Raw genomic sequence first — 15225 nt, forward strand, 5'->3', positions numbered from 1 at the left:
ATGGCTAAGTTCTTTATAGATCGCCCTATTTTCGCTTGGGTTCTCGCCATCATTCTGATGTTGGCTGGTGCACTTGCGATAATGAAATTACCCGTTGCGCAATATCCAACCATTGCGCCACCGGCAATTACAATCTCCGCCAACTATCCTGGCGCCGATGCGACTACTGTTCAGAATACAGTTACGCAGGTTATCGAACAGAACATGAACGGTATCGATAACCTGCTGTATATGTCTTCCAGCAGTGATTCCTCCGGTAACGTTCAGTTGACGTTGACCTTTAACTCAGGCACTGACCCAGATATCGCTCAGGTTCAGGTCCAGAACAAACTGCAATTAGCGATGCCATTACTGCCGCAAGAAGTGCAGCAGCAGGGCGTGAGCGTTGAAAAGTCCAGTAGTAGCTTCCTCATGGTTGCCGGCTTTATTTCTGAAGACGGCACCATGAAACAAGAAGATATCGCGGACTATGTGGGTTCTAACGTTAAAGATCCAATTAGCCGTACCGCCGGTGTGGGTGACGTTCAGTTATTTGGTTCCCAATACGCAATGCGTATCTGGATGGATCCGCATAAACTGAATAATTTCAAACTGACACCGGTTGATGTTATTAATGCCATTAAAGTACAGAACAATCAGGTCGCAGCAGGCCAGTTAGGGGGGACTCCACCCGTACCTGGTCAAGAGCTGAACTCATCAATCATTGCGCAGACCCGTTTAACCAACGCAGAAGAATTCAGCCAGATCTTGCTGAAAGTGAATACTGACGGTTCGCAGGTTCGCCTGAAAGATGTGGCTATCGTTCAACTGGGTGCTGAAAGCTATAACATCATCGCCCGTTATAATGGTAAACCTGCGGCAGGTATCGGTATTAAACTGGCAACCGGTGCTAACGCCCTGGACACCTCTGCTGCAGTAAAAGCTGAACTGGCAAAATTACAACCCTTCTTCCCGAATGGGTTGAAAGTGGTTTATCCGTACGACACCACCCCATTCGTTAAAATCTCTATTAACGAAGTGGTTAAAACACTGGTTGAAGCTATCATTTTGGTGTTCCTGGTAATGTATCTGTTCTTGCAGAACTTCCGGGCAACATTGATTCCAACGATTGCAGTACCGGTCGTATTGCTGGGTACTTTCGCTATTCTCTCCGCCTTTGGCTATTCGATAAACACCCTAACGATGTTCGGGATGGTGTTGGCGATAGGTCTATTGGTAGATGACGCCATCGTGGTGGTAGAGAACGTCGAACGTGTGATGCAGGAAGAAGGGCTACCGCCGAAAGAAGCCACCAAAAAGTCTATGGAGCAAATCCAGGGCGCATTGGTGGGGATCGCGATGGTACTGTCGGCAGTATTTATCCCGATGGCCTTCTTTGGCGGCGCAACCGGGGCGATTTATCGTCAGTTCTCTATCACCATTGTTTCAGCCATGGTGCTCTCGGTTCTGGTGGCATTGATTCTGACACCCGCACTGTGCGCGACAATGCTGAAACCTATAACCAAAGGTGAACATGGGCCGAGTACCGGCTTCTTCGGTTGGTTTAACCGCATGTTCGAGAAAAGCACCCATCACTACACTGACAGCGTTGCCAACATTTTGCGCAGCACTGGCCGTTATCTGCTGATCTATCTGCTGATAGTGATTGGTATGGGCGTGTTGTTCCTACGCTTGCCGACATCATTCTTACCAGAAGAAGATCAGGGTGTATTCCTGACCATGGTGCAAATGCCTGCGGGTGCGACGCAAGAACGTACTCAGAAAGTGCTAAATCAGGTTACTGACTATTATCTCGACAAAGAAAAAGACGTGGTTAACTCTGTATTTACCGTTAACGGCTTCGGTTTCAGTGGTCAGGGTCAGAACACGGGTCTGGCATTCGTCAGTCTGAAAAACTGGGATGAGCGTCCGGGAGAACAGAACAAAGTTCCAGCAATTGTCGGCCGCGCATCTGCTGCCTTCTCGCAAATCAAAGACGGTTTGGTCTTCGCCTTTAACTTGCCAGCGATTGTGGAGTTGGGTACTGCTACCGGCTTTGACTTCCAGTTAATTGATCAGGGTAACGTCGGCCATCAGAAATTAACTGAAGCGCGTAACCAACTGCTCGGTATGGCGGCGCAACACTCAGATATGCTGGTCGGTATGCGGCCGAACGGACTGGAAGATACACCTCAGTTCAAAGTGGAAGTTGATCAGGAAAAAGCACAGGCTCTTGGTGTTTCGATTTCCGATATCAATACCACGCTCGGTTCAGCGATGGGCGGCAGTTACGTAAACGACTTTATCGACCGTGGTCGTGTGAAGAAAGTTTATGTACAAGCTGATGCGCCTTTCCGTATGTTACCGGGTGATATCGATAAGTGGTATGTCCGTAACAACACCGGTCAGATGGTATCGTTTAATACTTTCTCCACCGCGAAATGGGAATACGGCTCACCTCGACTTGAACGTTATAACGGTCTGCCATCCATGGAAATTCTGGGTCAGGCAGCGCCGGGTAAAAGTACCGGTGAGGCAATGGACCTGATGCAGGATCTGGCGTCTAAATTGCCAAGCGGCATCGGTTATGACTGGACCGGCATGTCTTATCAAGAACGTCTGTCAGGTAACCAGGCTCCCGCGTTGTATGCCATCTCACTGATTGTGGTGTTCTTATGTCTGGCTGCGCTGTATGAAAGCTGGTCGATTCCATTCTCAGTTATGTTGGTGGTACCGCTGGGTGTTGTGGGCGCGTTACTGGCGGCCTCTCTGCGTGGGCTCAATAACGACGTTTACTTCCAGGTAGGCTTATTGACCACTATCGGACTATCGGCCAAGAACGCCATCTTGATTGTTGAGTTTGCTAAAGACTTAATGGACAAAGAAGGGAAAGGTTTGGTGGAATCAACCTTGGAAGCAGTACGTATGCGTCTGCGACCAATTCTGATGACGTCATTAGCCTTTATCCTAGGGGTTCTGCCACTGGTTATCAGTAGTGGCGCAGGTTCTGGTGCACAGAATGCGGTAGGTACAGGTGTTATGGGCGGGATGGTAACCGCAACTGTACTGGCTATCTTCTTTGTTCCGGTCTTCTTCGTGGTGGTTCGCCGTCGCTTTAGTCGAAAAAACGAAGATGTAGAACACTCGCATGCGGTTGACCATAAGGCCAAGTAAACCTTACGTCACCACAATTGATGAAATACATCATTAAGAAAACCCGCAGACTTAGGTTTGCGGGTTTTTTATTTTCTGTACTTGAAACTCAAAAGTGAATAGCGCATAATTATTGTTATAGTATAACATAACAATTGGAGTTTTTATGAAACCCGGCATCCACCCTAACTACCGGACAGTGGTTTTTCACGACACCAGCGCAGATACCTATTTCACCGTGGGTTCCACCATTGCCACAGCACGCACCATTGAGCGCGATGGGCAGACCTATCCTTATGTCACGCTGGATATCTCCTCAGCCTCACATCCGTACTACACCGGTAAACAAAAAGAGTTCTCCAAAGAAGGCAGTACTGCGCGCTTCAATCAACGTTTTGGTCGCTTCTTGACTAAAAAAACCAGCTAATCCTGAGAGTTAATCATGCAAGTATTGAGTTCATTACGTTCAGCTAAAAACCGTCATCCCGATTGTAAAATCGTTCGTCGCCGTGGTCGGGTATACGTTATTTGTAAAAGTAATCCACGTTTTAAAGCAGTTCAGGGAGGGACTCATAAGAAGCGTTGATTTTGATTTGGTTTTTAGCCCATCAGTTGATGGTATTGATAAGCCCCGTTACTGCCCAACGGGGCTTTTTCATGTTAAAGAAGAGAGTTATCAACCAAGGTCAAGTACTCAGCCTCTGACCAAAATCAAAGACTGAGCACTAGCCACTTTGTTTATTGGTTTATAGTTACTTCATACTGTTCACAATGGTATCTACATTGTGTTTAAAAGCTTCAGCATAGGTTGCTGCCGGGCCACCGGTTGCGGATAAGGCTTCAGGGTAAAGCTCACCACCAGCTTTAGCACCACTGGCTGCGGCAATCTGTTTTACTAAACGTGGATCAGTCTGATTTTCAATAAAATACGTTTTTATTTTCTCTTGTTTGATCTGTTTAATTAGCGCGGCTACATCGCTGGCACTGGCTTCAGCCTCAGTGGAGAATCCGACGGGCGATAAGAAGTTAACCCCATACTCTTGGCTAAAATAGCCGAAAGCATCATGGCTGGTCAGGACCTTACGCTTATCTATCGGGATCGTGGCAAACTGAGCTTTCGCATAAGCATCCAGTTTTTCCAATTGCTGAATGTATTCTCCACCACGTTTACGGAAATAATCAGCATCCTCAGGATCGGCGACAATCAATGCATTCATTACGTTGTTGGCATACTTGATACCATTCGCCATGCTGTTCCATGCGTGGGGGTCCGTCACCCTCTTTCCCTCTTCATCCATTTTACGCGTATCGATCCCGGTTGAGGCGACAACGACCTGCCCTTTATAGCCAGAAGCACTGATCAAACGCTCCAACCACCCTTCAAGCCCTAGCCCGCTGATAAACACTACATCAGCGTTAGATAACTGTTTACTATTTTTCGGCATCGGTTCAAAACTATGGGGATCCCCATCCGGGCCGACCAATGTCACCACATTGACATGCTCGCCCCCCACCTGCTGGACGATATCGCCTAAAATAGAAAAACTGGCTACAGCTTCAACAGTTTTTGCCATCGCCAATGGGCTAGACAGTAGGGCAGCTACCGCCAAACTAATAGGTAAACGCTTCATTTAACTCTCCTTTAACGACCGGTACTTCTTAACGGCGCGCGGTTGCTAAAACACCACCACGCGTTCCAAATAAAATAGATACAAAGAAAATCAGGCTGGCGCTAAGGACTATTGCCGGCCCGGCAGGTAACGAGGCGTAATAAGACCACAACAAGCCGACAAAACTGGCAACCATGCCGATGGCCATGGCAATACCTAATGTATGAGGAAGATTTTTGGCCCAAAAACGGGCACTGGCAGCAGGCAACATCATTAATCCTACCGACATCAGGGTGCCAAGAATCTGAAACCCGGCGACCAGATTGATAACCACCAGCGATAAAAACAGAGCGTGGACCACCATCAGCCAGCGCCCCATACTGACCCGTAGAAAGACAGGGTCGAATGACTCAATCACCAGTGCGCGATAAATCGCCGCTAAAGCCAACATCGAGACCGTCGTGATAACGCCGACCATGGTCATGGCACTGACATCAACAGCCAAAATAGAACCAAATAACACATGGAGCAGATCCATGCTCGAGCCACGTAGAGAGACCAGCGTGACCCCCAATGCCAGCGAGCCCAGATAGAAACCGGCAAAGCTGGCATCTTCTCTTAATAGTGTTCGTCGGCTGACCCAACCGGACAACATAGCAACCGCTAATCCGGCAATAAACCCACCCACGCCCATTGCCACCAGTGACATTCCTGAAATGAGGTAACCGATAGCCGCTCCCGGCAATACCGCGTGAGATAGAGCATCCCCCACCAGGCTCATTCGCCGTAATAACAAGAAAACCCCTAAAGGAGCTGAACTGAGTGACAAAGCCAGACAGGCGACTAATGCCCGCCGCATAAAGCCAAAATCTACAAAAGGATCAGCAAATAAATGGAACAATGTCATCAGTTGATAACCCTTTGCTGTTCGGGTTGAGGAGCCAGAGAAGAGAGTGCGCAAGATGAGCTGTGGCAGTGATGCCATTGCGCCAGAACCTGCTCAGATGAGTCCCAACAGTTACCAAGAGGTGTCAACCACAAGGCGCGGGGGAAATGTTCAGCGACCATCGACATATCGTGTAAGACAGCAATAATCGTCCGCCCCTCATCGTGTAACCGATGAATAACATCGAGTAACAGCCGCACGGTCTGGCTATCAATACCGGTAAAAGGCTCATCCAGTAATATCAGTTGTGCTTGTTGCACTAAAAGACGGGCAAACAGCACCCGCTGTAACTGCCCGCCGGAAAGCTCAGCGACGGGTTGGCGCGCCATTTCCGGCATACCGACCGTGTCTAATGCCTTTTTGATTCGTTGCCGTGATTGATGATTAATGCCCCCTAGTAGCCCACTTTGGGGCCAGCATCCCATCGCCACGACATCCTGAACGACAATGGGGAACTGTTTATCTAACTCAGCTTGCTGTGGGAGATAGGCTATTTGAGGGCGATCTTCTCCGGTAAAAGTTATTTCCCCCATCACTGCGGGTTGTAAATCTGCCAATGTTTTAAGTAGGGTTGATTTACCCGCTCCATTTGCCCCAATAATGGCCGTGAGAGACCCGGCAGCAAAACCACCATTAATTGGCGGGGTAAGTGCATGCCGATCATATCCAATCTCAATATTTCTCAACTTTATCATGGCAATATATTCGCCCAATAAATAGCTCCCCACAGCAGCAAGCAAAGTAAGGCGACGCCAGAGATGCGCTGTAATGACGAAAGTGAGAACAATGTCCAGTAGGAAGGCTGGTTTAACCAGGTAAGGAAAGCGTGTTTATTCATAGTAGAACAGAGCATGTGTTTTCATGTGATACATTATAACATCACATAAAATTATTAAATTCAAGAAAACATCATGATTGACGAGTTTTAAAAGTAACAAGTTTTAGCACGCTAGCCCCACCGCCCTCAGTAAACGGAAGCAAACTTGCCGCTAATGGCAAACTAGACAGCGCAAACATGCTTAGTAACAGTAAATTAAACAATTTTTACTGTTACTCCACTGGTGAGGTCAGGCAGGGTTTTGGTATTCTAACCTCAACATTGTTCGGTAATGCTCGCAAAACGATAAATTACACAATAGAAAACAGGTAATATCCCCCCCTGCTCTTGACCAAACCCGCTGAGCATTCTAGGTTAATAGAGAGTAGTTAAATTAATCGTGAGTAATAACCCTAAATATGAAGAACCCTATTTAGACTGCGTTATTTTATAGGAAGAGCGTGTTATTGAAAGCAAGTGCATCAAATAACATCACAACATGTAGCTGATAGTATTAGTTGAAAAAATCTCATTAAATTTGATTTTTTTGATTCAAATCATGCTCGTAGTTGCTGAAAAACAAATGCCAAAGCATTTTTTGTTACAATAGCGATACAGGAATGAATTAATCTTGCCACCATGAGCGTACAATTAATGAACAATGAAATAGCCGGGGACTTCACCTCAGGGTGTTACGCGATTTCATTACTCAAGAGTGTTATCAGCAATAATATCCGTGAAATTGAAGGAAGTTTGGTTTCCGGCTTAATGTATTATTCGGAAAATGCCAGGTACACGGCGGGTTCATTAGAAATTCTTGATATTTCTCACGTAGAAGATAACTGCTATTCAATGACTTACTGTTATCAATGGCATATCTTTAACCCCTGTTTGGATATCAATACTGAAGAAACCTTAACCGGTGCTGTAACATTTATTGTACATCCAGAAAGAATCACTTTTGATATAATTAACAATGACAGGCCCTCAACCGCTGACGAATTGTAAGATTAAGTAATAAAGTTGCGCGGTGAGCGAAGAAATGATTTATATTCATATCAAGACAAGTTTATTTACGTTAACGATAAGCTTCTACATTTATATGATTATCTATCTACTCACATTGTGTTATCAACACCGAATTAAGACTTTACGGAGGGGATGATATGGATGAGTACTCGCCTAAACGGCATGACATTGCCCAGTTGAAGTTTCTATGTGAAAACTTGTATGATGAAGGCATTGCTACCCTTGGCGACAGCCATCATGGGTGGGTAAATGACCCAACATCTGCCGTAAATCTGCAACTCAATGATTTGATCGAGCATATAGCTTCATTTGTGATGAGTTTTAAAATAAAATACCCGGATGACGGCGACCTTTCAGAGTTAGTGGAAGAATATTTAGACGATACATATACTTTGTTTAGTAGTTACGGAATCAATGATCCTGAATTGCGGCGCTGGCAAAAAACCAAAGAGCGTTTATTCAGACTTTTCTCAGGAGAATACATCTGTACCCTGATGAAAACTTAAGGGATAGTTTCCCTATATTAATTTGTATATCGAGAAGAAAAACCACCATGACAAAAACTGACTACCTGATGCGTTTAAGAAAATGTACGACTATTGATACATTGGAACGTGTAATTGAAAAGAATAAGTATGAGCTTTCCGATGATGAGTTGGAATTATTTTACTCAGCGGCAGACCATCGCCTGGCTGAACTCACAATGAATAAGCTTTATGATAAAATCCCACCTACGGTTTGGCAACATGTGAAATAGTCTGCTTAACGCTGGTTAAGACACACAACGTTGAGCCGATAGTCGTTATCGGCTTCAATGAACCAGGCAATTCGTTCGTGTTTTAATTTGAGATAAATGTCTTGATAGGCCCACGGTATTGAAGGTTAACTTGAATCCCGCGTTATTGCATATCAGATTTAGGTAAATCCAGTGAGTTATCAGCAGAGTGGAAGGGCATTTAAGTCAAAGTGCTTTGTCCGCTTCATTTATTAAAATTCACTCTTAGCGCTAATAATTTCAAAATATTATTAATCCTTTGCTAAATCTTAAATGTAAATAGACACCTAAACCAATAAATAAATGAGAAAAATCTTATTTCCCCCTTCATTAATACGTCTAGCTGAAAATATCTGACCAATAGCATAAGAAAACGTAAAGAAGAGGTTCAACAAGAAGGGTTGACACTTTAGGTAAGCACACTAGGAAGATAACATCAGAAATGGTGGAGGCTAGCACTCATTGCCATGGCAGTGCAGGAGCCTACCTTGACCTACAAGAACCCCAACACGGGTAAGCCATTTAGCAAGGATGAGTTTGTACAATTTGCCGACGATTATCTTGGCGCAGATATTATTTTTTGGAGCACAACGTCTCCCTGGCTGACGAAGAAATAGGTATCCATCGCTAAGGAAATAAAGCACCGCCGCGAGATCATGCCAGATATAATCACGGCAGCAGTCGGGCAAAAAATGGATCCAACCTCCTATCATCAACAGTTTGCCCTAAGCAGCTATTTGCAACAGTGCCAAAATAAAAGAGATGATAAGATATATATAATATTCAACGCTATCTTGTTCTCAGATACGAGAGGAAAATACTGATGTCAAAGACAATCAAAACAACATTTGTGGCTGCCTGTATGGTCAGCCTCCTACCCTCACTATCTTATGCTCAATCGCCAAATAAATTACCAATGACTATCTTCGAAGATGTCCGGGTCTTTGACGGCACAACCTTAACGTCCAAAATGAATGTGGTTGTTGAAGGCAATAAAATCACTCAAATTTCTGCTCAACCGATTAATCCAGCAACTGATGCCGTGCATATCGCTGGCAATGGTCAAACATTGATGCCGGGCCTTATCGATGCCCACTGGCATACTTTTATGGCTCGTCCTTCCATGGCATTAGCTTCAACCGCTCCGTTAAGTTTTATCACATTGCTGGCCGGTGCTGAAGCAGAGTCAACACTTCTACGCGGTTTTACCAGCGTTCGAGATTTGGGTGGACCCGCGTTTGGCTTAAAACTCGCAATTGATAATGGCGTAATCAAAGGGCCACGCATCTGGCCATCAGGAGCAATGATTTCACAAACGGGTGGTCATGGTGATTTTCGGATGCTTTCAGAAATACCGGCTACCCCTGATCAATTAAGTTACCCAGAACGAATTGGCATGTCTGCGATAGCTGATTCAGCCGATGAAATTCGAAAGCGCACCAGAGAGCAATTGTTGCAAGGAGCTAGCCAAATCAAGTTGACAGGAGGCGGTGGCGTATCTTCTCCCTATGGCCCATTAGATACAGTTCAACTTAGCGTCGATGAAATTCACGCCGCAGTCGAGGCCGCGGCTAATTGGGGTACTTATGTGACAGTCCATGCTTATACCCCTGAAGCCATTAGCAATGCTATCAAAGCTGGAGCAAAAGTAATTGAGCATGGTCAATTGGCAGATGATGCAACTGCAAAATTAATGGCAGATACAGGTACATGGTGGAGTCTGCAGCCTTTTTTGGCGGACGAGAATGCAAATCAACTGCCCGATCCCGCGGGACAAGCCAGAGCAGCGCAGATTTTTGCCGGGACTGATAACGCTTATCGCTTAGCTAAAAAATACGGGGTGAAAGTTGCGTTCGGAACAGATGTTTTATTTGATGGAAATTTGGCAGCCCGACAAGGCTCACAGCTTTCTACAATGACACGGTGGTATACGCCCGCCGAAGTGCTCAGAATGGCAACATCTGATAATGCAAAATTGTTAGCACTATCAGATCGACGCAATCCATATCCAGGAAAACTTGGTGTTGTCGAAGTCGGAGCCTTAGCTGATTTATTGCTGGTTAACGGCGATCCACTCGCTGATATCGGACTGCTGGCAGATCCTGAAAAAAACCTGACTATCATCATGAAAGACGGACAGATAATAAAAAACAAGCTAGTTTCAAAGTAAAAAGGGTTGAATAGGATTCAGATTATCGATACGGAAGCACCAAAAACACTATGCACCGGCATAATATCATTGTGATAAAGCTGATTCGAATTTCACGACGTTTTCTAGGTGTCAGGTAGACTCTATGGTAGTACCAGATTCCATGACGGGAAAGTATAAGATGTGACATTGATTAGCGCCCTAGGTGATACACAAAAGTTGTATCACTGCCGTTTCAATGCACGAAACAAGTGTTTAATATGATGGATATCATGCACTTATCAGAAATGGTGGAGGCCCTGCCAGCTACATCCCGGCACACACCTCGCCTGCTACGGCTGCTTCCTTCCGGATCTGACCGAGTTCACAAGTTAGTGTTGCGGGAGAACCAACAGGACCTCCATTGACGTTAACGGCTCCTTGTACTCTGGAGCGGTGGGCATTATCGACCATGACCCACCAAATAGCAAGACAACCCGCACTAACCGGTGGTTTCTTGCCCACTTCCCCTCAGGTTTGGGTTAAATCTCTTTTCTGCTGGCACCAAAAGCATTGATGATGTTATTTATTTATCTCGTTCTATTTATATCGCTCTATTTATTTCTATAACGTCGCACTATCCGCCCATGCAGATAAAAAAGAGAATGCTGTGACATCATCAAAAACAGAGAGCCAAAATCAGTGGGAATCTGCAATATCAGATTTGCCCACAGAATCGGGTGACCTACCGTTTGTCGACAGTTTCCGCCAGCGGGTCTTCCAAGTGGTGGCCGCTATCCCCTATGGACAGGTGACTACTTATGGCGATATCGCGCGGCTGATTGGCTCCCCCAGAGCTGCACGCCAAGTCGGTGGAGTTCTCAAACGCTTGCCGGAAGGCTCTGCCTTACCCTGGTATCGGGTGATTAATCGTCATGGCGAAATATCATTAATTGGTGATGATTATCTTAGACAAAAAAAGGCATTACTGGCTGAAGGCATTGATATCGATACTTCGGGTCGAATTGATTTACGCCGCTATCGCTGGCAATACCGCTAATAAAAACGCCACAGAATAGTGGCTATCCTGTGGCGCTATTGCCAAATTAATTGGCGCTTCTGAAAAACCGGTTCATGGCGGGTTAAACATTACTGGATGGTCGCACTGCCTGTTATGGTAGGCGCGCCCTGTATTGTTGCCGGTCCCCCTGGGGTTGTTTCTATAGCAACAGAGGTTGCAGGGACCAATAACAGATTAGCCTGGGTACCCGCGCCACGGTTGATCACTTCTTGAATGGTATCGGTGATAAACAATAACTGACCATTGCGAGTGATCGCTGCACTTACAATAATACGTGCATTTGGCTGGATGTCGGCTGGGTTAAACGGCAAAGCAAAACTAAACGGAGCCTGTTTGCCCTCAGTACGAATTGCTTTCTGGGCGATAACCCGTGATGGTGCATCAGCCAATGAGGCATCCGACAGCGTAACCGTAACTACGGCATCAGGTGGTAATGCAATGCGCTCGCGGATGTTCACTGTCCCCTGTACAGCAGGCTGTACAATAGGTGCGGCAGCAGTGGTTACACCTGCCGGCGCGGGAACCGGAACATCAGCCCCTCGATGAGCACACCCAGCCAAACTTACCACTAATGCTGCCCCACCCGCTATCTGCCAGAATTTCATTGATTGCCAAGGTTTCATAGGTCGCACTCCTTCTTATTATTAAGATGCAAGCTATCTACACAACAGCCGGCGTTTAATAAGTGGCTTCAACCACCTAGCAAGCCAATTATAGCACAATATTCTACTTCCCGCCGACGCTTACCCCATTGAGGCATTTATCAGACTATTCCTTATCCGATATTCCTCAGTTGAACAGGCCTTTCACAGCAATATATTGACGAGCGCCCAACGGATTCAGCACACTGTGTATAAACTCAACCATCAGGGGCCACAACATGAGTCAAGCATTAGAAAAACTACTCGATCTGCTCTTCCTTGAGAAAATTGAAGAAGGTATCTTTCGTGGCCAAAGTGAAGATCTGGGCTTGCGCCAGGTATTTGGTGGTCAGGTAGTGGGTCAGGCTATCTATGCAGCAAAACAAACCGTACCGGCAGAGCGGGCAGTACATTCTTTCCACAGCTATTTTCTGCGCCCAGGGGACAGCAGCAAGCCCATTATCTATGACGTCGAAACACTACGTGATGGCAACAGCTTCAGCGCCCGCCGGGTCAGTGCGATTCAGAATGGTAAACCCATCTTCTATATGACGGCATCGTTCCAGAGTCAAGAAGAGGGGTTCGAACACCAAAATACCATGCCGGACGTTCCCCCACCGGAAGGGTTGATGTCAGAAACAGACATTGCCCGCCAGTTCGCACATATGATCCCCGAAAAAGTACGGGAAAAGTTTATCGGCCATCAGCCAATTGAAATGCGCCCGGTGAAATTCCACAACCCATTGCAAGGCTCGGTAGAAGAACCGAATCGCTATGTCTGGTTCCGCGCCAACGGTGCCATGCCAGATGACCTGAGGGTTCATCAGTATTTACTGGGTTATGCCTCTGATTTTAATTTCCTGCCAACGGCCTTGCAGCCACATGGGATTGGTTTCCTGGAGCCAGGAGTGCAGATTGCCACGATAGATCATTCTATGTGGTTCCATCGGCCATTTCGCCTGGACGATTGGCTGCTGTATGCAGTAGAAAGCACTTCTGCTTCCGGCGCGCGGGGCTTTGTCCGTGGCCAGATTTACAGCCGGGAAGGGATATTAGTGGCTTCTACCGTGCAGGAAGGTGTCATTCGTTTGCATCGATGATACCTCGATAGCCTTTGCCAAAAATAGAACAGGGGCGATATCATATCGCCCCTGCTGCTATCATCATTATTATTTATTTTACTGCTACTTCTAGCTTATTGGTTGTATGCATTTTCGCCGTGGCTGTTAACATCCAGACCTTCGCGTTCTTGTTCTTCTGGTACCCGCAGGCCAACCAACAGGTCAGCAATTTTAAAGGCAACGAAGGCAACAACACCAGACCAGACCAAACACACACCGACGCTGAACAGTTGCACACCTACCTGATGGCCCATAGTGACGCCAGCGGCGTAACCTGTACCGCCCAGTGAAGCCGAGGTGAAGACACCGGTCAGGATACAACCGACAATCCCACACACGCCGTGGACACCGAATACGTCGCAGGTATCATCTACCCGCAGCCATTTTTTCAGCAGAACCACACCCCACAGACCGGCAACACCCCCGACCAGACCGATAATCAATGCACCGCCAACCCCGACTGTACCTGCCGCTGGCGTAATCGCAACCAAACCTGCGATACAACCGGAACATGCCCCCAGCAGCGACGGTTTGCCGCGTAAAATCCACTCAGCAAAGACCCAAGACAAGATAGCACCCGCTGTTGCAACTACCGTATTCAAGAAGGCAAGTGCAGCAATTTCATTCGCGGCACTGGCTGAACCGGCATTGAAGCCAAACCAGCCGATATACAGAATCGCAGTACCAGTAAACACCATAGGTAAGTTATGAGGTTTGAACGCTTCTTTACCAAAACCAGCACGTTTACCCAGTAAGTAAGCGCCCACCAAACCAGCAATCGCGGCGTTGATATGCACAACAGTACCACCGGCAAAGTCCAATGCGCCATCCATTGCCAGGAAACCACCACCCCATACCATATGTGCCATCGGCAAATATGAGAAGGTGAACCACAGTGCTGCAAAAATTAATACCGCAGAGAAACGAATACGTTCGGCGAATGATCCCACCACCAGTGCGACCGTGATACAGGCAAATGAAGCCTGGAACACCACATGGATATATTGATAGAAAGTGCCACTCAGGCTGGTCAAACCAATACCTTTTAGCATCGCCATATCGAAACTACCAAAGAATGCATTGCCGGTGCCGAAAGCCAGACTATAGCCATAGAGCACCCACAGCACACAGATCAGAGCAAAGCTCACCATGACCTGAGTCATCATCGATAATACGTTCTTGGAACGCAGCAGACCGCCGTAGAACAGGGCAATACCGGGCACAGTCATAAACAGCACCAGCGCGGTGCAAATCATCATAAAAGCATTATCAGCTTTGTCAGCTACAGCCGGTGCTGCGGCCATTGCCAAAGAAGGCAGCATCGCTACCGAACTCAGGCCCAACATGGATAAAAGTTTTTTCATCATCAACCCATCCCTATTCACTAAATTTGAGCCTGCAAATTACAGTGCTGCTTCGTCGGTTTCGCCGGTACGGATGCGAATAACACGTTGCAATTCAGCAACGAAAATTTTGCCATCACCAATTTTGCCGGTATAGGCCGCCTTACTGATCACGTCAATCACTTCATCCAATTGATCATCAGCAATTGCGATATCAATTTTCACTTTAGGTAAGAAATTGACACTGTATTCAGCTCCCCGATAGAGCTCTGCGTGTCCCTTCTGGCGACCAAATCCTTTTACTTCGGTTACGGTCAGCCCCTGAATACCCACAGAGGATAAGGCTTCACGCACATCCTCCAGCTTAAATGGTTTGATAACCACGGTAACCAGCTTCATATTTGCCCCTTCTCGAATTAAGTCGAATTCATGTCTGCCACAAATGAAGTAAAGCAAAGGCTATGCCATAAGTAATGATAGATATAATTTAATGCGGAAATGGCGAAGCTAGGGCGGTTGAGATACATGAGTCAGCCGTGTAGCGGCTGAATTCATCGTGTTGAATAATTTTCGCGCACCAAAATAGTGCGAAGCGCGTCACA

At 46.5% G+C, this 15225-nt stretch carries 15 protein-coding genes and 1 other RNA gene; 9 read left to right on the plus strand and 7 right to left on the minus strand.

The window, feature by feature from the left end:
* The 3 genes from acrB (at position 1) to ykgO (ending at position 3718) form a co-directional block, all read left to right on the plus strand.
* The gene (acrB, locus tag V2A84_RS13610; RefSeq protein ID WP_102970455.1) at positions 1-3153 is read left to right on the plus strand and encodes an efflux RND transporter permease AcrB; all 3153 of its coding nucleotides are present in this window, start codon (positions 1-3) and stop codon (positions 3151-3153) included.
* Between the two features lie 145 nt (positions 3154-3298).
* Complete coding sequence (locus V2A84_RS13615) at positions 3299-3559, plus strand: type B 50S ribosomal protein L31 (protein ID WP_083159983.1); 261 nt, start codon at positions 3299-3301, stop codon at positions 3557-3559.
* Positions 3560-3574: 15 nt separating this feature from the next.
* Positions 3575-3718, plus strand: a complete 144-nt coding sequence (ykgO, locus tag V2A84_RS13620) for a type B 50S ribosomal protein L36 (protein ID WP_002208618.1) — start codon at positions 3575-3577, stop codon at positions 3716-3718.
* Between the two features lie 166 nt (positions 3719-3884).
* Here the strand turns inward: ykgO and V2A84_RS13625 are convergent, their stop codons facing one another.
* From V2A84_RS13625 to V2A84_RS13635, 3 genes are read right to left on the minus strand one after another with little or no spacing between them, the layout of a single operon-like run.
* Entirely contained in the window at positions 3885-4763 is an 879-nt protein-coding gene (locus V2A84_RS13625) for a metal ABC transporter substrate-binding protein (RefSeq protein ID WP_083159985.1), read from the minus strand.
* A gap of 28 nt (positions 4764-4791) precedes the next feature.
* Entirely contained in the window at positions 4792-5649 is an 858-nt protein-coding gene (locus V2A84_RS13630) for a metal ABC transporter permease (RefSeq protein WP_083159987.1), read from the minus strand.
* Positions 5649-6383 carry a metal ABC transporter ATP-binding protein gene (locus V2A84_RS13635; RefSeq protein WP_083159989.1) on the minus strand — a complete coding sequence of 245 codons (735 nt, stop codon included), beginning with the start codon at positions 6381-6383 and terminating at the stop codon, positions 5649-5651. The genes V2A84_RS13630 and V2A84_RS13635 overlap by 1 nt, the downstream gene beginning before the upstream one ends.
* Before the next feature lie 776 nt (positions 6384-7159).
* Between V2A84_RS13635 and V2A84_RS13640 the strand changes: the two genes are divergently transcribed.
* From V2A84_RS13640 to V2A84_RS13655, 4 genes are all read left to right on the plus strand, one after another.
* Positions 7160-7513, plus strand: coding sequence for a hypothetical protein (locus V2A84_RS13640; RefSeq protein ID WP_083159991.1), 354 nt, complete (start codon positions 7160-7162; stop codon positions 7511-7513).
* Between the two features lie 158 nt (positions 7514-7671).
* On the plus strand, positions 7672-8040 hold the full coding sequence (gene tomB, locus V2A84_RS13645) for an Hha toxicity modulator TomB (RefSeq protein WP_083159993.1): 369 nt from the start codon (positions 7672-7674) through the stop codon (positions 8038-8040).
* Positions 8041-8087: 47 nt separating this feature from the next.
* Positions 8088-8291: an expression modulating protein YmoA gene (ymoA, locus tag V2A84_RS13650; protein WP_002208622.1), complete on the plus strand. Its 204-nt coding sequence runs from the start codon at positions 8088-8090 to the stop codon at positions 8289-8291.
* A gap of 841 nt (positions 8292-9132) precedes the next feature.
* Entirely contained in the window at positions 9133-10479 is a 1347-nt protein-coding gene (locus tag V2A84_RS13655) for a metal-dependent hydrolase family protein (RefSeq protein ID WP_083159995.1), read from the plus strand.
* Positions 10480-10755: 276 nt separating this feature from the next.
* On the opposite strand, the gene ffs is transcribed toward V2A84_RS13655, so the two are convergent.
* Positions 10756-10852: signal recognition particle sRNA small type (gene ffs, locus V2A84_RS13660), an RNA gene on the minus strand.
* A 300-nt stretch (positions 10853-11152) separates the two neighbouring features.
* Between ffs and V2A84_RS13665 the strand changes: the two genes are divergently transcribed.
* Positions 11153-11497 carry an MGMT family protein gene (locus V2A84_RS13665; protein ID WP_227746600.1) on the plus strand — a complete coding sequence of 115 codons (345 nt, stop codon included), beginning with the start codon at positions 11153-11155 and terminating at the stop codon, positions 11495-11497.
* An 89-nt stretch (positions 11498-11586) separates the two neighbouring features.
* Here V2A84_RS13665 and V2A84_RS13670 read toward each other — a convergent pair whose 3' ends face one another.
* Positions 11587-12141 carry a YbaY family lipoprotein gene (locus V2A84_RS13670; RefSeq protein WP_083159999.1) on the minus strand — a complete coding sequence of 185 codons (555 nt, stop codon included), beginning with the start codon at positions 12139-12141 and terminating at the stop codon, positions 11587-11589.
* A gap of 257 nt (positions 12142-12398) precedes the next feature.
* On the opposite strand from V2A84_RS13670, the gene tesB reads away from it, so the two are divergent.
* Positions 12399-13259: an acyl-CoA thioesterase II gene (gene tesB, locus V2A84_RS13675; RefSeq protein WP_083160001.1), complete on the plus strand. Its 861-nt coding sequence runs from the start codon at positions 12399-12401 to the stop codon at positions 13257-13259.
* 95 nt (positions 13260-13354) lie between these two features.
* On the opposite strand, the gene amtB is transcribed toward tesB, so the two are convergent.
* On the minus strand, positions 13355-14644 hold the full coding sequence (amtB, locus tag V2A84_RS13680) for an ammonium transporter AmtB (protein WP_083163833.1): 1290 nt from the start codon (positions 14642-14644) through the stop codon (positions 13355-13357).
* A gap of 39 nt (positions 14645-14683) precedes the next feature.
* Positions 14684-15022, minus strand: a complete 339-nt coding sequence (gene glnK / locus V2A84_RS13685; RefSeq protein ID WP_002208627.1) for a P-II family nitrogen regulator — start codon at positions 15020-15022, stop codon at positions 14684-14686.
* Between the last annotated feature and the right edge of the window lie 203 nt (positions 15023-15225).

This window comes from Yersinia sp. 2553 StPb PI, from assembly GCF_052217105.1.
GTDB classification, from domain to species: Bacteria; Pseudomonadota; Gammaproteobacteria; order Enterobacterales; family Enterobacteriaceae; genus Yersinia; species Yersinia enterocolitica_E.